This is a genomic window from Thiohalocapsa halophila (genome assembly GCF_016583825.1).
In the GTDB taxonomy this organism is placed as follows: domain Bacteria; phylum Pseudomonadota; class Gammaproteobacteria; order Chromatiales; family Chromatiaceae; genus Thiohalocapsa; species Thiohalocapsa halophila.
Genome location: NZ_NRRV01000001.1, coordinates 61581 through 83101, shown reverse-complemented (window position 1 = coordinate 83101; position 21521 = coordinate 61581). Strand labels below are relative to the sequence as shown.

Annotated in this window: 24 protein-coding genes; 14 read left to right on the top strand and 10 right to left on the bottom strand. The window is 66.7% G+C overall.

Features of this window, described 5'->3' with window-relative positions; genetic code table 11:
• Positions 1 to 44: 44 nt before the first annotated feature.
• Together CKO31_RS00430 and CKO31_RS00425 are read right to left on the bottom strand one after the other, a co-directional pair.
• On the bottom strand, positions 45 to 347 hold the full coding sequence (locus CKO31_RS00430) for a YciI family protein (protein WP_200232899.1): 303 nt from the start codon (positions 345 to 347) through the stop codon (positions 45 to 47).
• Between the two features lie 18 nt (positions 348 to 365).
• Complete coding sequence (locus CKO31_RS00425; RefSeq protein WP_200232898.1) at positions 366 to 1088, bottom strand: inner membrane-spanning protein YciB; 723 nt, start codon at positions 1086 to 1088, stop codon at positions 366 to 368.
• Between the two features lie 310 nt (positions 1089 to 1398).
• On the opposite strand from CKO31_RS00425, the gene CKO31_RS00420 reads away from it, so the two are divergent.
• The 7 genes from CKO31_RS00420 to rluB all read left to right on the top strand — a co-directional run bounded on the left by CKO31_RS00420 (position 1399) and on the right by rluB (position 7488).
• Positions 1399 to 2259, top strand: coding sequence for a PHP domain-containing protein (locus tag CKO31_RS00420; RefSeq protein WP_200232896.1), 861 nt, complete (start codon positions 1399 to 1401; stop codon positions 2257 to 2259).
• A 78-nt stretch (positions 2260 to 2337) separates the two neighbouring features.
• Positions 2338 to 2961, top strand: a complete 624-nt coding sequence (locus CKO31_RS00415) for an L-threonylcarbamoyladenylate synthase (RefSeq protein WP_200232894.1) — start codon at positions 2338 to 2340, stop codon at positions 2959 to 2961.
• A 60-nt stretch (positions 2962 to 3021) separates the two neighbouring features.
• Positions 3022 to 3741 carry a site-2 protease family protein gene (locus CKO31_RS00410; RefSeq protein ID WP_200232892.1) on the top strand — a complete coding sequence of 240 codons (720 nt, stop codon included), beginning with the start codon at positions 3022 to 3024 and terminating at the stop codon, positions 3739 to 3741.
• 49 nt (positions 3742 to 3790) lie between these two features.
• On the top strand, positions 3791 to 5008 hold the full coding sequence (locus CKO31_RS00405; RefSeq protein ID WP_200232890.1) for a tryptophan--tRNA ligase: 1218 nt from the start codon (positions 3791 to 3793) through the stop codon (positions 5006 to 5008).
• Between the two features lie 11 nt (positions 5009 to 5019).
• A complete protein-coding gene (locus CKO31_RS00400) occupies positions 5020 to 5862 on the top strand; it encodes a segregation and condensation protein A (protein ID WP_200232886.1) in 843 nt (280 codons plus the stop codon).
• A 77-nt stretch (positions 5863 to 5939) separates the two neighbouring features.
• Positions 5940 to 6539, top strand: coding sequence for an SMC-Scp complex subunit ScpB (scpB, locus tag CKO31_RS00395; RefSeq protein WP_242475046.1), 600 nt, complete (start codon positions 5940 to 5942; stop codon positions 6537 to 6539).
• The gene (gene rluB, locus CKO31_RS00390) at positions 6523 to 7488 is read left to right on the top strand and encodes a 23S rRNA pseudouridine(2605) synthase RluB (protein WP_200232883.1); all 966 of its coding nucleotides are present in this window, start codon (positions 6523 to 6525) and stop codon (positions 7486 to 7488) included. Before scpB ends, rluB begins: the two co-directional genes overlap by 17 nt.
• Before the next feature lie 51 nt (positions 7489 to 7539).
• Here the strand turns inward: rluB and CKO31_RS00385 are convergent, their stop codons facing one another.
• Positions 7540 to 7989 (bottom strand): DUF2177 family protein, encoded by a 450-nt coding sequence (locus tag CKO31_RS00385; protein ID WP_200232882.1) that lies wholly within the window; start codon positions 7987 to 7989, stop codon positions 7540 to 7542.
• 538 nt (positions 7990 to 8527) lie between these two features.
• On the opposite strand from CKO31_RS00385, the gene CKO31_RS00380 reads away from it, so the two are divergent.
• A complete protein-coding gene (locus CKO31_RS00380; protein ID WP_200232881.1) occupies positions 8528 to 9727 on the top strand; it encodes a TsoY family (seleno)protein in 1200 nt (399 codons plus the stop codon).
• 134 nt (positions 9728 to 9861) lie between these two features.
• Here the strand turns inward: CKO31_RS00380 and CKO31_RS00375 are convergent, their stop codons facing one another.
• The 7 genes from CKO31_RS00375 to nifH form a co-directional block, all read right to left on the bottom strand.
• Entirely contained in the window at positions 9862 to 10134 is a 273-nt protein-coding gene (locus CKO31_RS00375) for a DUF6129 family protein (protein ID WP_200232880.1), read from the bottom strand.
• A 114-nt stretch (positions 10135 to 10248) separates the two neighbouring features.
• Entirely contained in the window at positions 10249 to 10986 is a 738-nt protein-coding gene (locus CKO31_RS00370) for a dinitrogenase iron-molybdenum cofactor biosynthesis protein (protein ID WP_200232878.1), read from the bottom strand.
• Positions 10987 to 11121: 135 nt separating this feature from the next.
• A complete protein-coding gene (locus tag CKO31_RS00365; protein ID WP_200232877.1) occupies positions 11122 to 11310 on the bottom strand; it encodes a 4Fe-4S binding protein in 189 nt (62 codons plus the stop codon).
• A 133-nt stretch (positions 11311 to 11443) separates the two neighbouring features.
• A complete protein-coding gene (gene nifT, locus CKO31_RS00360; protein WP_200232876.1) occupies positions 11444 to 11659 on the bottom strand; it encodes a putative nitrogen fixation protein NifT in 216 nt (71 codons plus the stop codon).
• Between the two features lie 113 nt (positions 11660 to 11772).
• Positions 11773 to 13344: a nitrogenase molybdenum-iron protein subunit beta gene (gene nifK / locus CKO31_RS00355; RefSeq protein ID WP_200232875.1), complete on the bottom strand. Its 1572-nt coding sequence runs from the start codon at positions 13342 to 13344 to the stop codon at positions 11773 to 11775.
• 135 nt (positions 13345 to 13479) lie between these two features.
• Positions 13480 to 14967, bottom strand: coding sequence for a nitrogenase molybdenum-iron protein alpha chain (nifD, locus tag CKO31_RS00350; RefSeq protein WP_200232874.1), 1488 nt, complete (start codon positions 14965 to 14967; stop codon positions 13480 to 13482).
• A 180-nt stretch (positions 14968 to 15147) separates the two neighbouring features.
• Positions 15148 to 16029, bottom strand: a complete 882-nt coding sequence (nifH, locus tag CKO31_RS00345) for a nitrogenase iron protein (RefSeq protein ID WP_200232872.1) — start codon at positions 16027 to 16029, stop codon at positions 15148 to 15150.
• A 471-nt stretch (positions 16030 to 16500) separates the two neighbouring features.
• Between nifH and CKO31_RS00340 the strand changes: the two genes are divergently transcribed.
• The 6 genes from CKO31_RS00340 to CKO31_RS00315 all read left to right on the top strand — a co-directional run bounded on the left by CKO31_RS00340 (position 16501) and on the right by CKO31_RS00315 (position 21248).
• Positions 16501 to 17319, top strand: coding sequence for an NAD(+)--dinitrogen-reductase ADP-D-ribosyltransferase (locus tag CKO31_RS00340; RefSeq protein WP_322789063.1), 819 nt, complete (start codon positions 16501 to 16503; stop codon positions 17317 to 17319).
• A gap of 97 nt (positions 17320 to 17416) precedes the next feature.
• The gene (locus tag CKO31_RS00335; protein ID WP_200232870.1) at positions 17417 to 17734 is read left to right on the top strand and encodes a phosphoribosyl-ATP diphosphatase; all 318 of its coding nucleotides are present in this window, start codon (positions 17417 to 17419) and stop codon (positions 17732 to 17734) included.
• A gap of 191 nt (positions 17735 to 17925) precedes the next feature.
• The gene (gene tatA, locus CKO31_RS00330) at positions 17926 to 18201 is read left to right on the top strand and encodes a Sec-independent protein translocase subunit TatA (protein WP_200232868.1); all 276 of its coding nucleotides are present in this window, start codon (positions 17926 to 17928) and stop codon (positions 18199 to 18201) included.
• A 103-nt stretch (positions 18202 to 18304) separates the two neighbouring features.
• Positions 18305 to 18670 (top strand): Sec-independent protein translocase protein TatB, encoded by a 366-nt coding sequence (tatB, locus tag CKO31_RS00325; protein ID WP_200232866.1) that lies wholly within the window; start codon positions 18305 to 18307, stop codon positions 18668 to 18670.
• A gap of 174 nt (positions 18671 to 18844) precedes the next feature.
• The gene (gene tatC, locus CKO31_RS00320) at positions 18845 to 20080 is read left to right on the top strand and encodes a twin-arginine translocase subunit TatC (RefSeq protein ID WP_200232864.1); all 1236 of its coding nucleotides are present in this window, start codon (positions 18845 to 18847) and stop codon (positions 20078 to 20080) included.
• 187 nt (positions 20081 to 20267) lie between these two features.
• Positions 20268 to 21248 carry a LysR family transcriptional regulator gene (locus CKO31_RS00315; RefSeq protein WP_200232861.1) on the top strand — a complete coding sequence of 327 codons (981 nt, stop codon included), beginning with the start codon at positions 20268 to 20270 and terminating at the stop codon, positions 21246 to 21248.
• Positions 21249 to 21521 lie beyond the last annotated feature (273 nt).

Genomic DNA, 21521 nt, shown 5'->3' with positions numbered 1-21521 from the left:
CGCCGAGCGGCGTCGAGGGCGGCGACTTGCCACCGCGGCGGTCTTCAGCCCGGCAATACTTGTTTGAACGGCTTGACGCGGACGTCGTGATAAACGCCGGCGGCCACATAGGGGTCGGCGTCGGCCCAGGTCTGCGCGGCGCTGAGGTCGTCGAACTCCGCCACCACCAGAGAGCCGGTGAAGCCGGCCTCTCCCGGGTCCGTGGCATCGACCGCTGGATGCGGACCCGCCAGCACCAGGCGCCCCTCGGCCTGCAGGGCTTCGAGCCGCGCCAAGTGTGCGGGCCTGGCCGCGCGGCGCGCCTCCAGGCTGTCGGGGTGGTCCGTGGCGATGATGGCATAGAGCAAGGTGCGATCCCTCCAAGGCTAGCGGCCGCCGGCATCGGCTTCCTGGGCCGCGTCTTCTGCGCCCGTCGGCAGGACGGGCTGGGTTTCGGGTAAGGGCTCGATGTGGCGGGCGAGGTAGAACGCTTGTCCCAGCACGAAGACCAGCGTCATGCCCATCATACCGAACAGCTTGAAGTCGACCCAGGCGGACTCGGCCGCGTGCGCGTGCTCGCACAGACCGAGCACGCTGCCGCTGAATTGCTCGGCGCAGGCGGCCAGGTCCACCTCCGGCACGCCGCTGGCCGCGATCAGGGCCTCCTTGGCCTCGTAGAAGCCGCTGCCGATGTAGACCACGTAGAGATTGACCAGCCCCGAGACCACGAAGAAGGTCACCCAGGCCAAGTTCAGGCGCCGCCAAACGACCGCCGGCGCGGTCACCGCATGACCCATGAGGCGCTGCACCAAAGGCTTGTCGCCGATGAAATGGCCGCCGAGAAAGACCAGTGCGAACAGCCAATTGACGATACTCGGCTTCCACATGACGAAGGTCGGGTCGCGCAGCGCGAGGGTCATGCCGCCAAACAGCAACAACAGCCCCAGGGTCACCAGGTGCATGCGCTCCGTGCGGCCGTGGCGCCAGCGCATCCAGGCCACCTGCAGCGCGCTCGCGCCGATGGCAACGACGGTGGCCGCGTAGATGCCTTGAAGCTTGTAGGCCGCGAAGAACAGGATGACCGGAAAGAAGTCGAACAGGAATTTCATGGCTCGCTCGGGTTAGGTTCTCGGCGCGAGGGACTGTCGACCGGCCGCGCGAGATGCGGTCGGTCGCGTCGTCTGCGGCGCCTCTGCCAAAGCGTCCGCAGCCGGCGCCGACAGCCGGGGCGCTTAGCGCGCGGGCGGAGGATAACAGCCGCATCGGCGCCGGTGTAGCCGGCAAGCTTTCCCGAAGCGGTGCCGGGAGATGCCGGGCGCGCCCGCTGGCGTCGGCGCCGAGCGCGCCCGCCTGCGGCGCCGGCACTGAGATGTCCCCGGCTGTCCCCAGGGGACGTGCAGAATCGGTTAAACTACCGAAATGCTCAAGATCCCTGATTTGCACACCCATTCCACCGCTTCGGACGGCACCCTCTCACCCACCGCCTTGGTGGAGCGCGCCGCTGCGGCCGGTGTCGAGACCCTGGCGCTCACTGACCACGATACCCTCGCCGGCATTGCGGAAGCCCACGGCGCCGCCGATGCTGTCGGCCTGCGCTTGATCCCCGGCGTCGAGGTGTCCGTCACCTGGGGCGGTCGCACCGTGCACGTGGTGGGCCTCGGCGTGGACACCGACAGTGAGACGCTTCGCGACGGTCTCGCCGGCCTCCAAGACTACCGGGTCTGGCGCGCCGAGGAGATCGGCCGGCGCTTGGCCAAAGCGGGTTACGACGGCGCCCTCGAGGGCGCCAAACAACATGCCGCAGGCGCGCTGATCGGCCGCACGCACTTCGCGCGCTTCCTGGTGGAGCGCGGCGCCGCCACCGATATCCGCGATGTCTTCAAGCGCTTCCTCGTCGACGGCAAGCCCGGGCATGTGCCGGGGGAGTGGACGACCCTGGAGCAGGCCCTCGGCTGGATCCACGCCGCCGGCGGCATCGCCGTGATCGCGCACCCGGCACGCTACAACTTCACCCGCAGCAAGATGCGCCGTCTCCTTGGCGAGCTGAAGGAGTGCGGCGGCCGCGGCCTGGAAGTGGTCTCCGGCAGCCACAGCAAGGACGACTATTATGTCTACGCCCGCCACGCCCGCGAGGAGGGCCTGCTCGCCTCCGCCGGCTCGGACTACCATGGGCCCGAGAAGCCCTGGATCGAGCTGGGCCGGCTGCCGCCGCTGCCGGACGGCTGTACGCCGGTGTGGACGGCGCCGGCCTTTGCGAGCGCCCGACGCGCCGCCGCCTGAAACGGCAAGCGCGGCCGCGATGGGCCCGCCCGGCTCGAGCCCGTCGCGGCCACGGCTGCCGGCGACCGTGTCAACGACATGGCCGATTACCTCGAGATCCACCCCCGCAACCCGCAGCCGCGGCTGATCAGCCGCGCCGCGGAGGTGCTGGGTGCGGGCGGCGTCATCGTCTACCCGACGGATTCGTGCTATGCGCTCGGCTGCCGCATTGGCGAGAAATCGGCGTTGGATCGTATTCGCATGATCCGCCGGGTCGACGACAAGCACCATTTCACGCTGGTGTGCCGGGACCTCTCGGAGATCGCCACCTATGCGCGCATCGACAATGTCGCCTATCGCTTACTCAAATCGTTGACGCCAGGGCCCTATACCTTCATCGTGCAGGCCACCAAGCAGGTGCCGCGCCGGTTGCTGCACCCCAAGCGCCGCGCCATCGGCATCCGAGTCCCGGATACACCGATTGTGCGCGACTTGCTTGCGGCGCTGGATCAGCCCATTCTCAGCACGACGCTGATCCTGCCCGGCGCCGAGGAGCCGCTGGCGGACCTGCTGGATATTCGCGACCACATGGATCACTGCGTCGATCTCATCATCGACGGCGGCTCCTGTGGCACCGAGCCCACCACCGTGGTGGACATGACCAGCGAGCCCCCGACGGTGCTGCGGCACGGCCGGGGCGATACCTCGCTGTTCGACGACTGAGCCCGTGCCCCGGCACGGCCTCATGCAATGCTTCCGACGCGTGCGACCGTGCGCGAGCCCATGAGCCAATTGTTACAAACCCTGCTGCTGCTGATCCTCATTGCCCCGCCCGTGCTGCTGGCCATCACCGTGCACGAGGCCGCGCACGGCTGGGTGGCGAGCCGCCGCGGTGACCCGACGGCGCTGCAGCTCGGGCGCGTCACCTTCAATCCGCTGAAGCACATTGATCCGGTGGGCACGGTGCTGGTGCCGGCGGCGATCTTCTTGACGTCAAAGACGCTGGTGGGCGTGCCCTTCCTGTTCGGCTGGGCCAAGCCGGTGCCGGTGGATTGGCGGCGGCTCGACAACCCGCGCTGGGACATGGCCCTGGTGGCCGTCGCGGGCCCGGGCGTGAACCTGCTCATGGCCTTCGCCTGGGGGCTCGCCATCAAGCTGATGGCGCTGGTGATTCTGGTGGTGCCGGTGCCCACCTGGCTGCTACAGCTTTTCGTCGAGATGTGCGTGGTCGGGATCATCATCAATCTGGTGCTGATGGCGCTCAACCTCTTCCCGTTGCTGCCGCTGGATGGTGGCCGTATCCTGAACGCGCTGCTGCCGCCGCCCATAGCGGCACGCTTCTCGCGCCTGGAGCCCTATGGCATCTTCATCCTGTTGCTGCTGCTCTTTCTGCCGGCCGGCAATCCGCCGGGCCTGCTCGGTGCCGCGCTGCGCCCGGTGGTGAGCGGTGTGCTGACGGCGATACCCGCGCAGGCCCTGGTGCGCGACCGATTCCCCATTTGACGCACCGCCCGAGCGAGCAGGCGGCGCGCCGGCGACAAGGCCCTCAACCGTGACCCCCGTATCCGCACAGAATCCACGCGTCCTCTCCGGCATGCGTCCCACCGGGCGCCTGCATCTCGGCCACTACCATGGCGTGCTCAAGAACTGGGTCGAGCTGCAGCACGAGTTCGAGTGCTTCTTCTTCGTCGCTGATTGGCACGCCCTGACCACGGACTACGAGGACCCCTCCGGCATCCCGCAGGCGACCTGGGACATGGTGGTGGACTGGCTCGCCGCCGGTGTCAGCGCCGGCTCGTCGACGCTGTTCATCCAGTCCCGGGTGCCCGAGCACGCCGAGCTGCACCTGCTGTTGTCCATGATCACGCCGCTCGGCTGGCTGGAGCGGGTGCCAAGCTACAAGGACCAGCAGGAGAAGCTGAAAGAAAAGGACCTGGCCACCTATGGCTTCCTCGGGTATCCGCTGCTGCAGAGCGCCGACATCCTCATCTACAAGGCGGGGCAGGTGCCGGTGGGCGAAGACCAAGTCGCCCATGTGGAGATGACCCGGGAGATCGCCCGGCGCTTCAATCATATCTATGGGCGCGAGCCGGACTTCGAAGCGAAGGCCGAGCAGGCCAAGCGCAAGATGGGCAAGAAGAACGCCAAGATGTTCGATCGGCTGCGCCGCAGCTACACCGAGCAGGGCGATCAGGAGGCCCTGGAGAAGGCCCGTGCGCTGCTGGAGAGCCAGGCCAACATCACCGTCGGGGACCGCGAGCGCTTGTTCGGCTACCTCGAAGGCGGCGGGCGCGTGATCCTGCCGGAGCCGCAGCCGCTGCTGACGCGCGCGGCGAAGATGCCGGGGCTGGACGGGCAGAAGATGTCCAAGTCCTACGGCAACACCATCGCGCTACGGGACGACCCGGACGAGGTGGCGCACAAGCTGCGCACCATGCCCACGGACCCGGCGCGGGTGCGTCGCAGCGACCCCGGCAACCCGGATGTCTGCCCGGTGTGGCAGTTCCACACCGTCTACTCCGACGACGGCACCAAGCAGTGGGTACAAGCAGGCTGCCGCTCCGCCGGCATCGGCTGCATCGAGTGCAAGCAGCCCGTCATCGACGCGGTTCGCGCCGAGCTCGGTCCCATTCAGGCCCGGGCCGCAGAGCTGGAAGCCCAGCCAGAGACGGTGCGCAGCTTCATCAACGAAGGCTGCGAGCAGGCGCGGGACGTGGCCCGGGAGACCATGGAAGAGGTGCGCCACGCCATGTCGCTGCTGCAGGGCTGAGCAGGCCCGTCATGACGGCGCCCGGCCCCCCCCAGCCCGAGACCCCTCAGCCCGCCGCAGCGGCCGACGACGGTGCGGTGCCGCTCGCCATCATCCGCGGTGCGCCGCTGCTCAAGCTGCCGGAGGACCTCTATATCCCGCCGGATGCCCTGGAGATCTTCCTGGACGCCTTCGAGGGGCCGCTGGACCTGCTGCTGTATCTGATCCGCAAGCAGAACCTGGACATCCTCGACATCCCCATCAACCAGATCACCACCCAGTACATGGAGTACGTGGAGCTCATGAAGGAGCTGCGCCTGGAGCTGGCGGCAGAGTACCTGGTGATGGCCGCCATGCTCTGCGAGATCAAATCCCGCATGCTGCTGCCGCGGCCCGAGACCACGGACGAGGAGCACGCCGACCCCCGCGCCGAGCTGGTGCGCCGGCTCATGGAGTACGAGCGCTACAAGCAGGCCGCGCAGGACCTGGACACCCTGCCGCGGGAGGGCCGGGACAACTTCCCGGTGTCCGCCGAGCTGTCCTCGGAGCACATCCGCCGCATCCCGCCGACGGTGGAGCTCGGCGAGATCCTGGCGGCGCTGCGGGATGTCATGCGCCGGGCGGATCTGTTCACCAGCCACCGGGTCGCGCGCGAGTCCCTGTCTCTGCGCGAGCGCATGTCCCGGGTGCTGGAGCTGGTGCAGCGCGGCGGCTTCGTCCCTTTCGCGGCCCTGTTCGATGTCACCGAGGGCCGCGCCGGTGTGGTGGTGAGCTTCCTTGCCGTTCTGGAGCTGGTGAAGGCGGCCACCCTGGAGCTGGTGCAGTCCGAGTCCTACGCCCCCATCCATGTGCGCCTGCGCGGCGGCGAGGCATGAGCGAGGAGCAGGCGCAGTCCGACACGGGCGAAGCGGCCACCGACGGCGCCGAGGTCACTCCGCTCAACGCCCTGTCGCTGGCGACGCCGCCGGTGCAGCAGGTGGTGGAGGGGGCGCTGATGGCCGCCGGCGGCCCGCTCACCCTGGACCAGATCCTGGGGCTCTACCCAGAGGATCGGCGGCCGCCGCGGGAGGAGATCCGCGCGGCCATCGACGCGCTAACGGCGGACTATGCGGATCGCGGCATCGAGCTGGTGGAGGTGGCGGGCGGCTGGCGCATTCAGGTGCGCCGTGCCGTGGCCCCCTGGGTGGCCCGGCTGTGGGAGGAGAAGCCGGCCCGCTACTCGCGGGCGCTGCTGGAGACCCTGGCGCTGATCGCCTACCGTCAGCCCATCACCCGCGGCGAGATCGAGGACATCCGCGGCGTCACCGTCAGTACCCAGATCGTCAAGACCCTCACCGAGCGCGAGTGGGTGAGGGTGGTCGGCCACCGTGATGTGCCCGGTCGCCCGGCGCTCTATGCGACCACCCGGCGCTTCCTGGACTACTTCGGGCTCCGCTCCCTGAACGACTTGCCGCCGCTGGCCGAGCTGCGCGACCCAGCCTTCTTCGACGAGCAGCTCCGGGCCGCAGGCGAAGCGCGGCCGGACGACACCGACCATGGCGACCCAAGATAGACGTCCACCCAGACCCAAGCCCTCCCGGCGTGCAGGCAAGGACGAGCCCGCCGCCGCCGGCTCGCAGGCGCGCAGCCATCGCCTCCCCGCCAAGACCCACGGCCAGACCCGCCGGCCGCAGCCGGCCCAGGCGCCGAGGGTAGAGGCGGTGCGCCTGCAAAAGGTCCTCGCCGAGGCCGGCCTCGGCTCCCGGCGCACCCTGGAGGGGTGGATTGCGGACGGCCGGGTGCGGGTCAACGGCCAGCTCGCCAAGCTCGGCGACCGCGTGCTGCCGACGGATCGCATCAGCGTCGACGGCGAGGAGGTGAAGCGCCGCGCCGCGCGCAAATCACGGGTGCGGGTGCTCGCCTACCACAAGCCCGAGGGCGAGGTGGTCACCCGTCGGGACCCGGCGGGTCGCCCGACCATTTTCCGCCGCCTGCCCGGCATCCGCGACGGGCGCTGGATCAGCGTCGGCCGCCTGGATCTCAACACCGCCGGCCTGCTGCTGGTCACCAACCACGGCGAGCTGGCCAATCGGCTCATGCACCCCTCCCGGCAGGTGGAGCGCGAATACGCCGTGCGCATCCACGGCGAGGTCCCCGACGGCGCCCTGGAGCAGCTGGTGCAGGGCGTGCAGCTCGACGACGGTCCGGCGCGCTTCGAGGAGATCGTCGAATCCGGCGGCAGCGGCGCCAACCGCTGGTTTCATGTGCTGCTGGTGGAGGGCCGCAACCGCGAGGTGCGCCGGCTCTGGGAGGCCGTGGGCTGCGAGGTGAGCCGCTTAAAGCGCGTGCGCTTCGGCAATGTCATCCTCGGCGCCCGGCCGCTGCCGGGTCAGTGGCGGGAGCTGACGGACGCGGAGCTGGACGAGCTCCTGGCCATCGCCGGGCTGCCGCCGGTGCGGCATCCGCCGCGGCGACCGGCACCGAAGGCGCGATCGGTTTTGCGCGGCCAGAAGCGGTCATAGCGGACGTTCAGAGGGGCTCAGACAACACCGAAGCGCGTGGAGTGACACTACTCAGCGGCGCGCCGGGCCGACGGCCTCCGCCGCCGGCCCCATCCCCATCCGCAGCCCGATCCAGCAGCCGATGCTCGCCACCACGGCGGAGAGCAGCACCCCCCAAGCGGTGTCCGCAAAGACCATGGTGAGCGGCCAGGCCGGCAGCGTCGCCCGGTTGGTCAGCTCATAGGTCATGTAGGTGAAAAACCCGTACAGCCCGCCGTTCAGCGCCGCGTCGGCGATGCGCCCGGACGCGAGCCCAGGGCGTACGCCGAAGTACTGAATCCCGGCGATGAACAGCAGGTAGAAGGTCACCGCGGCCACCCAATCCACCTGCGGCGCGATCAAATGGCCGATCTGCGCCTGGTAGAAGCCGGCGGCGATGACGCCGAGCCAGACCAGGTCCACGACGAAGAACACGGGGACGAGGGCGAGGTAGAGCTTCAGGTGTCGGCGTCGATCGGGCATGGGCTTGCTCTTGCTGGTGGCGGAAAAAACCGAAGATCACTCCGGTGGCGATGGTAGCGCGAAGCCGGGCGGGGCCCCCGGTCGTGTTTACTGCCGGGTTTTCGGCGCCGGCAAGCGCGCCCCCAACGCGGCGCAGGCGCGCCGGGGAGGGGTGACCCTAGAAACGGTAGTTGAACGGCCCCCAGGGTGCGTCCCGCGGGGCGTCCAGCAAGGCACAACGAGGCGGAATAGCCGACCTATTCCAACGAGTTGTAACGCAGCTGGGCGCCGCGCGGGGCGTGCCATGGGGGTCGTAGCGGCCCTCACCCGGGAGGTGACCTTGAAATCGGTACGAATTCTCAAATTGCGCAAGCACTTGTAGCTGCGACGAAGCGGTCAACTGCCGTTTCTAGGGTGACACCCTTGGGGCGGTGTCACGGGCACGCTGCTGCCCGAAACGGGCGCCAGGCCGTTTCGGGTCGTTGACATTTCGCAATGCAGCGTATTAGCGAATACTAAAATACTGTCTCCAACCGCAAACCTTTGTTGGAGCAGTCGTATGAAACGGATCGAGACCTCGGACTATCACCCGCTGTACTTCCTGGCGGCGCTCGGCGCCGGCGGGCTGACCGTGACCTTCTTCCTGTATTTCTTGTTTCTGGTGCCGCACCCGGGCACGCCGATGGTGACGGCGGATGATCTCCTGGCGCTCTGGCGCACAGGGCCCGAGTGGCTGCGGCCGCTGTTGCTGCTGGGTGTCGCCGGGCTGCTGATCATGGCGTCGCTGCACCTGCGCCTGCTGGTGTGGAACCTCTTGCACTATCGGCGCTGGCGGCGCAGTGCGTTCTACGAGCGTCTGCGCGCGGGCAACAAGGACGTGGCGCTGATGGCGCTGCCGCTGACGCTCACCATGAGCATCAATGTGCTGTTCGTGGTGGGCTCGGTGATGGTGCCGGGGCTCTGGGACTATGCCGAGTACCTGTTCCCGGGCGTGCTGGCGGTGCTGCTGGCGCTGGGTGTCTGGGCGCTCAAGCTCTACGGCGGCTACCTGACGCGGCTGGTGACCACCGGCTCCTTCGATTTCATCGGCAACGCCAACCTGGGGCAGATGATGCCCATCTTTGCGTTTGCGATGATCGCGGTGGCCTTCGCGGCACCCGGCGCCATGAGCCAGAATCAGGTGGTGAACGCCGTCGGGCTGTTCTTTGCGATCTTCTTCCTGAGCCTGTCGGCGCTGCTCGGGCTGGTGAAGCTGGTGGTGGGCGTGCAGGCGATGCTGCGCCACGGCATCAGCGAGGCCGCCGCGCCGAGCCTGTGGATTCTGATCCCGATCCTGACCCTGTCGGGCATCACGCTGGTGCGCATGATCATGGGGCTGCATCACGCCTTCGACCTGGAGACGCCGCGCCCGGCGCTGTTCGTGCTGACGTCCGTGATCCTGTCGCTTGAGATCCTGTTCGGCCTGTTGGGCTATGTGGTGATGCGCCGGCTCGGCTACTTCCGCGACTACGTGGCGGGTGACCTGCACAGCCCCGGCGCCTACAGCCTGATCTGCCCGGGCGTGGCCTTCTTCGTGTTCGGCTGGTTCTGGATCATGTTCGGGCTGGTGGGCAACGGCCTGGTGACGCCGCTGACGCCAGCCTTCTTCGTGCTGCTGCTGCCGCTGCTGTTCGTGCAGTGGAAGAGCCTGGAGACGCTGCTGCGCCTCAACCGCAAGCTGCTGCGCAAGCAGCCGTCGGCCTGCTGCGCGGGGGTCTGATTGTCGGGCTTCGCTGCGCTCAGCGCCGACCTACGGCATGTGGCTCGGTTGACAGGTAGGTCGGTGCCGACGCAGGAGGCCCGACGGCTTCTCGGGGGCTGCCAGGCTTCGCTGCGCTCAGCGCCGACCAAGGCTCAGTCCTCGTCGGTGACCTCGGCGAGCACCAGCCCGGTGGCGCCGTCCTGGCTGCGGGTGAAGGAGATGCAGTGCTCGGCGCCGGTGATGAGGTACAGGTTGAAGCCGTCGGCCTCGCGGTAAGGGTCGATGCCGGCACCGATGTCATCATCCAGACAATGCGTGAAGTGCACGTCCTGGAAGGCGTCACGCAGCGCCGCGACGGAGTCCGCCGTGAGGCCAGCGCGGTTGATGATGGTGGTGACCTGGTCGAGGAAGTCGTCGGTGATCATGGGAGTCGGCCTCGATCGGGAATCGTCCGGCGTGGGCTCGGGGCGCGGGAGCGCCGCGGCGTACAGGACACCGCGAGAGCAGTGTCACCAGTGACGAGCGAGCTCGGCGCTCGCTCAGGCCTCTTCGGTGTCGCGCTCGAAGCGCACGCGCTCGTCGGTGGCCTGGCCCATGATCTTGGCGAGCCAGGGCGGGGGCTTGTCGGCGAGTAGGCCGGCGAGCACGGCCACCTGCTCGCGGGCGTCGCCGCCCTGGGGGAACTTGACGGGGTGGATGTCCTGTTTCACCACCTTGGCGGCGGCGGGGCCGCCGATGCTGGCCACGAAGAGCACGTGGCAATCCTGGATCAGCTCGGCGCGGTGGGCGTTCTTGTCATCGACTTGGGCGCCGGCGTCGATGTCGCGAATATCGATGAGTCGCTGGCCACCGGCAGCGACCTGGTAGACCAGGAAGCGCCGACAGGAGCCGAAATGGCCGTCGAGCAGCTCACCGCCGTTGGAGGCGCAGGCGACGCGGATGCTGCCGGCGGGGGGATCGGCTTCGGTGAGTGGGGGGTCGGTGAGCGGGGCTTCGATGGACGGCGGTGGCTCGATATCTGCGCCCTGGCCCTTGAGCAGCGCGAGCGCGGCTTTGAGACTCTCGGCGTCGACCTCGGCCAGCTCGCCGTCGGCGGCGGCCTTGAGCTGCTTCACCGTCAGACCGTCCAGCGCGGAGATGCTCGGGGGCAGGCCGACGACATCGGCGAGGACCTGGAGCAGACGGGCGGGGTCCGTCTCGGGAAGCGCGCGGGCGGCGAGGCCGATGCGCAGCGCAATGTCTTCGGACAGGACGTGGGGGTTCTGGGCGTCGTTCATGCGCGGATGGTCTCGGCTGCGGTGTTTGCTGGTGGCGAAGGACGACGGTTTCGAGCGGCCGATGGCGCCCTTGGGCCTGAGCCGGCCCTCCCTGGCCTGAAGCCCGCGGTCCGGTCGGGGCGGCTCGCGCCCGACTCAGGCCGGCACGATGCAGTCGTCTTCCATGCAGACGTCCAAGCACTGCGGGTCGGCGTCGTCGCACTCGGTGCAGCTCTCGGCGTCGATCTTGAACACGCCCTTGAAGGGCAGGATGCTGTCGGTGGGGCAGACGGACTCGCAGTCGCCGCAGGCGGTGCAGAGGTCGCGGATGATTTGCAGGGCCATGGCTTCTCTCCAGGGTCGGTGCGGAACGGGATCGACCTCGAACCTTCGTGTCGGTGTCGAAATCCTGATCCGCGGGGTTTCGGCTTGCGACGTTGTCACATCGGTGCGGCCAGCCGGGCCGCTCGCCGGGTGGCTACTCCGCCCGCTTGAACCGCAGCGTCGTCGGAAAGCTCGGCCGCGGGCTGACCGGGTCGATGTACCAACGCGAGCCGTCGGTGAGCTCGACGGCGCCACCCCAGGCATCGGCGGTATCGGTCTCGACGTTGGCGATGGTCTCTTCCATGTCCTTCTTGGCGACATAGAAGAGCAAGCCGCCGGCGTCGTTCTTTCTGATCATGACATTGGGCATTGCTGAGTCCAGGTCCGAGTAACGAGTAACGAGTAACGAGTGTCGAGGCTCGAGTCTCGCGGGGACGAGCAGGGCGCCATGCGCTCCTCGCTCCTCGCCACTCGATACTTCCTCTAACGGACCAAGTCGTGGCCGTAGTCCGTGACGCCCATCTCGCGCGTCTCGTCATCGAGGCGCTCCAGCACCGCGTTTACCAGGGTGGTGACCATGTACATGGCACCCTCGTAGCCCAAGGTGGTCATGCGATGCAGGTGATGGCGATCGAAGATCGGGAAGCCGATGCGGATCAGCGGTACCTCGTGCTCCTTGCCCTTCTTCAGCGTATCGCGCTGAATGAATTTGCCGTAACTGTTGCCGATGAGGAAGTCCGGCTTGTCCGTGAAGCATAGCGAGCGCAGGTGCCAGAGGTCCTTGCTGACGTAGACCTCGGCGCTCTGGCCGAAGGGGGAGTCGGCCAGCATCTTGTCCATGGCCTTCTTCCAACGCTTGTTGGCGTGGTGGCAGAGAATATGCTTGGGCTCGGCACCCAGCTCCATCAGGAACTTGGTGAGCCCCATGACGAAATCGGCGTCGCCGTACAGGGCGAAGCTCTTGCCGTGCAGCCACTGGTGGCTGTCCTGCATCATGTCCACGAGCCGGCCGCGCTCTTTGGCAAGGCTCTCCGGGATCTCCTGACCCGTCAGCTCCGAGACCTTCATCAGGAAGTCGTCGGTCCACTCCAGGCCCATGGGGATGTTGATGGCCGTCGCCGGCTGCTGCCAGGTGCTCTGCACGAACTTCTTGGTCTTCGGCAACTGCCAGGGCTGGAGCAGCAGGGTATCGATCGCGTTCGGCGCGTCCTTGACCTCGTCGATGCTGGTGCCGCCGTCGTACATGCGGTACTCGCCGTCCGAGGGGGTATCCAGGACCTCGTTCGGGTCGCAGAGCAGCGAATAACCGACCCCCATCTCCTGCATCATCCGGTGCATAGCCCGGTAGTTGCCAAGATAAGTCTCGAAGCCTGGTACCAGGTTGATCTTGCCATTGGTGCCGGCCTGCTTGTCTTCCATCTCGTTGAGCGTGAAGTAGCGCAGCACGCCCTCGAACATGTTGTCCCAGCCCGTGGTGTGGCTGCCGACGAAGCTCGGTGTGTGTGCGAAGGGCGTCGGGAACTCGGCCGGGATATGGCCTTCCTTCTTGGAGTTGCCGATAAAGGCGTTCAGGTCGTCACCAATGACCTCGGCCATGCAAGTCGTGGAGACGGCAATCATTTCCGGCTTGTACAGCGCTTTCGCGTTTTCCAGACCGTCGAACATGTTCTTCTGGCCGCCGAACACCGCCGCGTCCTCAGTCATGGAGTCGGACACGCAGGCGACCGGCTCTTTGAAATGGCGGTTGAAGTAAGTGCGGAAATAGGCGACGCACCCCTGCGAGCCATGCACATAGGGCAGGGTCTTCTCGAAGCCCAGTGCGCAGAGCACGGCGCCAAGCGGTTGGCAGGCCTTGGCCGGGTTGATGGTGAGCGCCGTGCGGGCGAAGTTCAGCTCCTGATATTCCTCGGTGGTGGTCCACGCGAAGGTCTCATCGAGGGTGGCCTGATCGGGGCGCTCTTCCACGCTGTTCTGCTTGAGGGCGAGGTTGGCTTGATAGTCTTCGTCACCGAACAGCGGGTAGCTCGGCTTGATGTTGTCGACGGTCTGGCTCATGACAGGTGCTCCTGCCGCGCCGCTCATCTGCGGACAACGGCTCAGGGTTGAATGCGGTATCGGCGTGTGGGAGCGGCCTCCGGCCGCGACACAGGCGAGCGTCGCGGCGGGGATGCCGCTCCCACGGTCCCGGGATCAAGCGCTGGCGGCAACCGGCGCCGAGGCGTCGTCGGCGGCGGGTTTCTGCCAGGGCGCCTGCATCCTCTTCCAGCAGGGGTTGTTGATGGTCATGTCCATGTCGCGGGCGAAGATGGCAAAACCGTCGTAGCCGTGGTACGGACCGGAGTAGTCCCAGGAGTGCATCTGCCGAAACGGCACGCCCATCTTCTGGAAGATGTACTTCTCCTTGATGCCGGAGCCGATGAGGTCCGGCTTGACGCGCTTGACGAACTCCTCGAACTCGTAGCCGGTGACATCGTCATAGAGTAGGGTCGCGTTGCCCATCTCCTTGATGGTGCGGTCGTAGTCGTCGTTGTGCGCGAACTCGTAGCCCGTGCCGACCACTTCCATGCCGAGGTCCTCGTAGGCGCCGATGATGTGGCGCGGACGCAGGCCCCCGACGTAGAGCATGACCTTCTTGCCTTCGAGCCGCGGGCGGTACTTGGCGATGACCGCGTCGTACTCGGCCTGATACTTGGCGATGACGCGCTCGGCGCCTTCCTTGATCTTGTCGTCGAAGCGCTCAGCGATGGCACGTAGGCTTTCGGCGATCTTGGTCGGTCCGAACAGGTTGTACTCCATCCAGGGGATGCCGTACTTCTCTTCCATGTGCCGGCTCACATAGTTCATGGAGCGGTAGCAGTGGATGAGGTTCAGCTTGACCTTGGGGGTGAGCTCCATCTCGGATAGTGTGCCGTCGCCAGACCATTGCGCCACGACGCGCAGGCCCATGTCTTCGAGCAGGATGCGCGACGACCAGGCGTCGCCGCCGATGTTGTAGTCGCCGATGATGGCGACATCATAGGGCGTGCTCTCGAAGGCGCTGTCCGTGTCACGGTTGTGCAGCACGTGATCGCGAATGGAGTCGTTGGCGATGTGATGGCCGAGCGACTGAGAGACACCGCGGAAGCCCTCGCAGCGCACCGCAATCACGGGCTTGCTGAGCTCCTTGGTCTTCTTCTTCGACACGGACTCGATGTCGTCGCCGATCAGGCCGATAGGGCATTCGGACTGCACGGTCACACCCTTGGCGAGCGGGAAGAGCGTGTCGATCTCGTCGACGAGCTTGTCCAGCTTCTTGTCACCGCCGAAGACGATGTCCTTCTCTTGGAAGTCGGAGGTGAAGTTCATGGTGCCGAAGGTATTCACACCGGTCATGCCGACGTAGTAGTTACGCCGCCCGGCACGGGAGTACTGACCGCAGCCCACCGGGCCGTGAGAGATGTGGACCATGTCCTTGATGGGGCCCCAGACCACGCCCTTGGAGCCGGCATAGGCACAGCCGCGGATGGTCATGACACCGGGCTGGGACTTACGATTGGAGGTGATGCACTTCTTAGACTGCTCCACGCTCTGATCATTGACGGTCAGATGCTTGGCGCGGTCTTTCTTCGCCTTCTCGGGATAGACCTCGAGCACCTCCTGAATGAGGGCTTGGGTCTCGTCGCGGGTCATTGCTGCCATGTCGGCTTTCCTCGTATCGGCGCCGCCGCCAATCCGCGGACGGTCGCTCGGTGAAGAATCAAGGGGCTCCCTCTCCCCTCCGGGAGAGGGAAAAGGGGAGAGGGGTGGGCGCTCGGCCCCGGTGGCCCGCATCCGCCGGTGCGCGTTGGCACAGCGGCAAGGCGGACCCGGCGTCGAGCGTTAGGCGACGGCCTCTTCGGCGGCGGTCTTGCCGACGATGCTCTCGTCCTCTTCCTCGAGGATGCCGAATTCCATGAGGAGGTCTTCGAGCTCATCCATGCTCACCGGCGTCGGGACGACGAACTTGTCGTTGTCGACGATCTTTTTGGCCAGGGCCCGGTACTCGTCCGCCTGCTTGGACTCCGGGTCGTACTCGATGACCGTCATGCGGCGGATCTCCGCGCGCTGCACGGCGTTGTCGCGAGGCACGAAGTGGATCATCTGGGTGCCGAGCTTCGAGGCGAGCTCGATGATCAGCTCGTCCTCGCGGTCGGTGTTGCGGCTATTGCAAATGAGGCCCGCCAGGCGTACGCCGCCGGAGCTCGCGTACTTGACGATGCCCTTGGAGATATTATTGGCCGCGTACATGGCCATCATCTCGCCGGAGACGACGATGTAGATCTCCTGCGCCTTGTTCTCGCGGATGGGCATCGCGAAGCCGCCGCAGACCACGTCGCCGAGCACGTCGTAGAAGACGAAGTCCAGCTCGTCGTCATAGGCGCCCTCTTCTTCCAGGAAGTTAATGGCGGTGATGACGCCGCGGCCGGCGCAGCCAACGCCCGGCTCCGGGCCGCCGGACTCGACGCACTTGACACCGGCGTAGCCAACCTGCATCACATCCTCAAGCTCCAGGTCCTCCACCGAGCCGGCGTCGGCGGCGAGGTGCATAATGGTGTCCTGCGCCTTGGCGTGGAGGATCAGCCGGGTGGAGTCGGCCTTGGGGTCGCAGCCGACGATCATGACCTTCTTGCCGAGCTCGGCGAGGCCGGACACCAGGTTCTGGGTGGTTGTGGACTTGCCGATGCCGCCCTTGCCGTAGATGGCGCATTGACGCATTGCCATGGGTCTGTCTCCCGGTTGTGTCGCCCCGGAATGGGGCGGTGGATGAGCTTGCTGTCACTCGGAAGTAAGCAGGTGTTGTGCCAGGCTGCCTAAAAAACTGTAACTGTCGGAAAATAAAATATTTAGTGGCTTTCGAGCAGGGCCATCGGCATGGTCGGATAGCCTACAAAGATCTGAGCTTTGTGGGTGTGGCAACATGGAGGAGTATGAGAAGTGCGGAGTGCGGAGTGCGGAGTGCGGAGTGCGGAAGTGCGCGGTGCGGGAGTGCGAGGTGCCTCTGAGCGGTAGGTCGAGCGTGCTGGCTGCCGGTAGCGGTGCGGGTGTCGTGCCGGCTCCTGAAAACCCGTTCTGGATGCAGCAACGCGCACTAGGGCAGGCAATGCGGACCCCGCACTGCGCACCGCGCACCGCGCACCTCGGGCACGACCGGGCGACGATCGTGTCGGAAGGCGGTTGGAGGAATCGCCACAAGTGACGACCTCGCTTCCCCGTCACGCCCGCCTGCCCATCAACCGCTGTAACCTGCCGGCGGTGATCCTGGGTGGTGTCACCTATCAGACCCACCCGGTGCCGCTGGAGCTCGACGGCGTGCGGGCATTTCACCAGCACCTGTTCACGCTGCTGGCGCCGATGGACTCCCACCGCGAGCGCGCGGCGCTGTTCGTCGACTACATGGCCGCGCATTTCTGCCTGGACGACCTGGAGCAAGCAGGACTCTCGCCCGGGCGGGTGCGTAAGTCCCGGCGCAATGCCAACTATCTGCGGATGGTGCGGGGCTGGTCCTTCGACTCCGACGGGCGCGAAGGGGCCGTGCTCAAGCATTGGGTCGAGACCCGCTTCGGGCTGCTCGCCCGACATCACGCGGGACCCCTCGATGGACGCGACAGCGACGCCTACCAGCAGTACCTCGCCGCCGGCAGCCATGGCCTCTACGGGACCAACGCCCTGGAGGCCCAGCTCGACCTGCTCTACACCTATTGCCAGTACGAGCTGACCCGCCAGCACCCGGAAGAGACGCACCTGACCCTGTATCGGGGCAGTAACCGTATGGACGAGCACGAGGTGCTCGGGCGGTGCGACGACGGCGGCAGCTTGGTGCTCCTGAACAATCTCAACAGCTTCACCAGCGAGCGCGAGCGCGCCGACGAGTTCGGCGACTACATCCTCACCGCCGAGGTGCCGCTCGCCAAGATCTCCTTCTACAACGGGCTCCTGCCCGGAATGCTGAAGGGCGAGGACGAGCTCGTCGTCATCGGCGGCGTCTATGCCGTGCGCATGGACACGCTGTGAGCCGCATGGGAGCCGCCTCGGGGGTCGCCCGGCCTGGTGCGCAGCGTTAGCGCTCGCAGACCGTTTGTGAGTGGTGTTGACTAACCGGAGAGCTTCTATGTCCGATGTCCTGACACGCCTCGCCGAGGTGCTCGAAGCCCGCAAGGCGGCCGATCCCGAGTCCTCCTACGTGGCCAAGCTCTACGCCAAGGGGCTGGACGCGATCCTAAAAAAGGTGGGTGAAGAAGCAACCGAGACCGTCATGGCCGCCAAGGACGGCGTGCCCGAGCGGCTGGTGGCGGAAGTGGCCGATCTCTGGTTCCACACCCTGGTGTTGCTGGTGCAGCAGGGCCATCACCCGGACCAGGTGCTGGCCGAGCTGGAGCGGCGCTTCGGTCTCTCGGGCATCGAGGAGAAGGCCCGCCGGAGCGGCTGATCACGGCCGCCGCTCGCCCCGGGGGCGAGCAGTCCCCATAGCCGCCCGCAGATACGGTATGATCCCGCGTCTTTCCCCGCTGCGGGCGCGCCCGCACATACTGGGAAGCGGTCGGTCGCTGCGGTAACTCGGGCGGGCGGCTTTCCTGAACGTTCGAGGCTCGCCCGACGCAGGCGGGCTGGGAGGTCGAAATGGGTATGGGTGGCATCAGTATTTGGCAGCTTCTGATCGTTTTGGTCATCGTGCTGCTGCTGTTCGGGACCAAGCGGCTGCGCAACATCGGGTCCGATCTCGGGGGTGCCGTGAAAGGCTTCCGCTCGGCGATGGGCGATGCCGGCAAGGGCGATGATGACGAGTCCAAGCAGCTGGAAGAGAACAAGGCCGAGCGCACGGCCGACAGCGATGCGGGCGCCGCCTCCGGCAGCGACTCCGGCACGGACAGCGGCGCCGACAAAACCAAGGTCTGAGCGCCGGCCCTGTATTCGGTGCTCGCCCTGTGCTCGTCGCGTGCTCGTCCCGTGCTGGTGGCGGGTCTGTCTCAACCTTCCGCTTGAGCTCTGAGCGGCTGCGATGTTCGATATCGGCGCACTGGAACTGATCCTGATCGGGATCGTCGCGCTCCTGGTGGTTGGCCCGGAGCGCTTGCCGAAGCTCGCACGCACGGCTGGTCTGTGGGCCGGGCGGGCGCGCCGGGCCTTTGTATCGGTGAAGGACGAGATCGACAGGGAGATCAAGGCGGAGGAGCTGAAGGAGATCCTGCGCAAGCAATCGGCGTCCAACCCGCTGGAGCAGATCATCGAAGAAGACGGTAGTCTCGATTCCGGCAAGCGGGCATCCAAGCGGGGCGCGGCCAAACGGGCGGACCAAACAGACGGTCGGGCCGAGCAGCAGAGCGCCGACGGCCCCGTCCCAGGGCAGCGCGGTGATCCGCCCTGAGCCACCATCATCATCGCCGCCGTCATCGCACCCAGCATCTTCGCGGCCCGGCTTGAGCGGTCGCATCTCTAGACCCAGCCGTGCCGCGGGTGTCTCGTTCGCACTGACCGCCTGCGGTACAGACAGAGCACAGCGTCCAGTCAAGGGCCGTCGCCACGGCGCCGAGGCAGCATCATGAGTCCCCAGCAATCCCAGGATCACACCGACGACGGCCTCGGCGGCGAGCAGCCGTTCATGTCGCACCTGGCGGAGCTGCGCGACCGGCTGCTGCGCATGGTGATCGCCATCGCGGTGGTCTTTTTGGTGCTGTTCCCGTTCGCGAACGAGATCTACACCTTCGTCGCCGGGCCTATTCGGGCGCAGCTGCCCGAGGGCTCGCAGATGATCGCCACCCAGGTGGCCTCGCCCTTCCTGACGCCCTTCAAGCTGGCGCTGGTGGTGGCGGTGTTCGTGGCCATGCCCTATCTGCTGTATCAGTTTTGGGCCTTCGTCGCGCCCGGGCTCTATACCCACGAGAAGCGCCTCGCCGTGCCGCTGGTGTCGTCGAGCATCGTGCTCTTCTACCTGGGCATGGCCTTCGCCTACTTCGTGGTCTTTCCGCTGGTGTTCCGCTTCTTCACTGCGGTGACGCCCGAGGGCGTCGCGCAGATGCCGGACATCGCGTTCTACCTGGAGTTCGTGCTGAAGCTCTTCTTCGCCTTCGGCATCGCCTTCGAGATCCCGATTGCCACCATTTTGTTGGTCGCCGTGGGCGCGACGACGCCCAAGGCGCTGGCCCAGAAGCGGCCCTATGTGATCGTGGGCGTGTTCGTGGCAGGCATGTTGCTGACGCCGCCGGATGTGGTGAGCCAGACGCTGCTCGCTATCCCCATGTGGCTGCTGTTCGAGGCCGGTATCTTCTTCTCGCGGTGGTTCGAGAAGCGCCAGCCCACCGCGGCCCCGGACCCAGACCCAGCGCCAGCCGGCGGAGCGGGCGGTGGGAATCCCGGGTCCGGCGGCAGTAGTCCCGCCGGCAGCAGCCGGGGCGGTGGTGGGCAGCCCGGGTCCGGGCCGCCCGGCGGCGGCGCCGTCGTGGGCCGCGAGATCGACGGTGGGGACATGGACGAGCCCGGACGCTACCGCCCCATGACGGCGGAGGAAATGGATGCCGAGCTCGATGCCATCGAGGCGGAGGAGGCCGCCGACGCTGAGGCAGCGCAGACGCCCGATGAGCCGGATGCGGACGATGCGGCGGTATCCAAGAGCCCGGAGCAGGCCCGGATCGAAGAGTTGATCCGCAGCGCCAACGAGCGTCGCGCCGAGGGCGATACCGCATCGGCACGCAGCCTGCTCTACTTAGTGCTTGAGGAAGGCGACGCCGACCAGCGTCGCGTGGCCCGCAACATCCTCGCGGATCTGGACCGCGATTGAGGCGCGCCTGGGGCCTCGATGGCCCCGTCGGCTGCTTGTCGGGCCCCTCAGCGCCGTGCCCGGCCGGTATCCTTGGTGCGGCTCGGATGCCTTCGGGCCATACTGCCCCTTGGACGAAACTCGCGGCGCGCCCTGGGCGCATGTGCCGGGCAGCCGCATAACAAGATTTCCACGGGGGTGGGTGTCGATGGCCACGCCGCAGCAGATCCATTACAAGCAAAACCGGCTCAAGCAGTTGCGGGCCTTTTGTCACGCCGCATGCACTGGCAGCGTCAGCGCGGCAGCCGAGAAGATCTTTCTCAGCCAGCCGACGGTGTCTTTGCAGATCCAGGCGTTGGAGCGGGAGCTGGATACGGTGCTGTTCGAGCGCCGCGGCCCCAAGATCCGCCTGACGCCCGAGGGCGAGCTGCTCTACGAGCTGGCCCAGCCCTTGGTGGAGGGCATGGACAAGCTGCACGAGACCTTCGCGGTGCACTGCGGACGGGTCGACCAAGGCAGCCTCGACATCGCCGCCGGCGAGGCGACCATCCTTTACATTCTGCCCGAGCCCGTCCGTCGCTTCGTCGGCCAGTATCCGGGCATCGATCTGCGTCTGCACAATGTCACCGGGCGCGATGGTCTGGAGATGCTGCGCGCGGATGCCGTCGACATGGCCGTCGGCTCGATGCTGGAGGTCCCGGACGACATCACCTATCGGCCCGTCGTGACCTATACGCCGACGCTCATTACGCCGAAGGATCATCCGCTCGCCGACAAACAGGACGTTACCCTGGCGGAAATCGCCGAGTACGGGCTCATACTGCCGCCAAGGCACCTGAGCACCTGGCGCATGGTGGACCTGATGTTCCGCCAGCAGGAGCTGGACTATAAAGTCACGCTGGAGGCCGGGGGCTGGGAGGTCATCAAGAAGTACGTGGAGCTGGGCCTCGGCGTCTCCATCGTCACCGACCTGTGTCTTACCGGGCGTGAGCGTCTCGGTCGGGTGCCGCTGGAGCGCTATTTCCCGAAACGCAGCTATGGCATCGTACTGCGTCGGGGCAAATTCTTGTCGCCGCAGACCAAGCGCTTCCAGGAGGTCATGGATCTCGTCTTTCCCGGCGAGCCCAGGGATCGTGTGGGCCGCCAGCGCCGAGGCGAGGGTGATCTCGGGGACGGCCTGATGGGCTGATCTGCGCTGTTGGCGCAAGCTCCGCGGAGCCGGCGTCGGCCATGTGACACAATCGTCCCGGCGATGCCGATGGGCCAGCTTGGCTAATTGGGCCCGGCTAATCGGACCTGGCTACTCGGCCCCGGCTAATCGGACCTGGCTAATCGGACCTGCTTAACCGTTTCCGGCTAGCCCCATCCGGCCAATGTCGATGCCGCGTCCACTGGTATTGGCCGCGCGCGAGACGGTGCATTGTGCCCGAGGCGGGCAGGCTACACTGAGATGTAGGGTTTT

Coding starts and splice junctions, on each gene's coding strand:
- CKO31_RS00425 (WP_200232898.1), bottom strand. CDS start 1,088: ATGAAATTCCTGTTCGACTTCTTTCCGGTCATCCTGTTCTTCGCGGCC.
- CKO31_RS00420 (WP_200232896.1), top strand. CDS start 1,399: ATGCTCAAGATCCCTGATTTGCACACCCATTCCACCGCTTCGGACGGC.
- CKO31_RS00415 (WP_200232894.1), top strand. CDS start 2,338: ATGGCCGATTACCTCGAGATCCACCCCCGCAACCCGCAGCCGCGGCTG.
- CKO31_RS00410 (WP_200232892.1), top strand. CDS start 3,022: ATGAGCCAATTGTTACAAACCCTGCTGCTGCTGATCCTCATTGCCCCG.
- CKO31_RS00400 (WP_200232886.1), top strand. CDS start 5,020: ATGACGGCGCCCGGCCCCCCCCAGCCCGAGACCCCTCAGCCCGCCGCA.
- rluB (WP_200232883.1), top strand. CDS start 6,523: ATGGCGACCCAAGATAGACGTCCACCCAGACCCAAGCCCTCCCGGCGT.
- CKO31_RS00385 (WP_200232882.1), bottom strand. CDS start 7,989: ATGCCCGATCGACGCCGACACCTGAAGCTCTACCTCGCCCTCGTCCCC.
- CKO31_RS00380 (WP_200232881.1), top strand. CDS start 8,528: ATGAAACGGATCGAGACCTCGGACTATCACCCGCTGTACTTCCTGGCG.
- CKO31_RS00375 (WP_200232880.1), bottom strand. CDS start 10,134: ATGATCACCGACGACTTCCTCGACCAGGTCACCACCATCATCAACCGC.
- CKO31_RS00370 (WP_200232878.1), bottom strand. CDS start 10,986: ATGAACGACGCCCAGAACCCCCACGTCCTGTCCGAAGACATTGCGCTG.
- CKO31_RS00365 (WP_200232877.1), bottom strand. CDS start 11,310: ATGGCCCTGCAAATCATCCGCGACCTCTGCACCGCCTGCGGCGACTGC.
- nifT (WP_200232876.1), bottom strand. CDS start 11,659: ATGCCCAATGTCATGATCAGAAAGAACGACGCCGGCGGCTTGCTCTTC.
- nifK (WP_200232875.1), bottom strand. CDS start 13,344: ATGAGCCAGACCGTCGACAACATCAAGCCGAGCTACCCGCTGTTCGGT.
- nifD (WP_200232874.1), bottom strand. CDS start 14,967: ATGGCAGCAATGACCCGCGACGAGACCCAAGCCCTCATTCAGGAGGTG.
- nifH (WP_200232872.1), bottom strand. CDS start 16,029: ATGGCAATGCGTCAATGCGCCATCTACGGCAAGGGCGGCATCGGCAAG.
- CKO31_RS00335 (WP_200232870.1), top strand. CDS start 17,417: ATGTCCGATGTCCTGACACGCCTCGCCGAGGTGCTCGAAGCCCGCAAG.
- tatA (WP_200232868.1), top strand. CDS start 17,926: ATGGGTATGGGTGGCATCAGTATTTGGCAGCTTCTGATCGTTTTGGTC.
- tatB (WP_200232866.1), top strand. CDS start 18,305: ATGTTCGATATCGGCGCACTGGAACTGATCCTGATCGGGATCGTCGCG.
- tatC (WP_200232864.1), top strand. CDS start 18,845: ATGAGTCCCCAGCAATCCCAGGATCACACCGACGACGGCCTCGGCGGC.
- CKO31_RS00315 (WP_200232861.1), top strand. CDS start 20,268: ATGGCCACGCCGCAGCAGATCCATTACAAGCAAAACCGGCTCAAGCAG.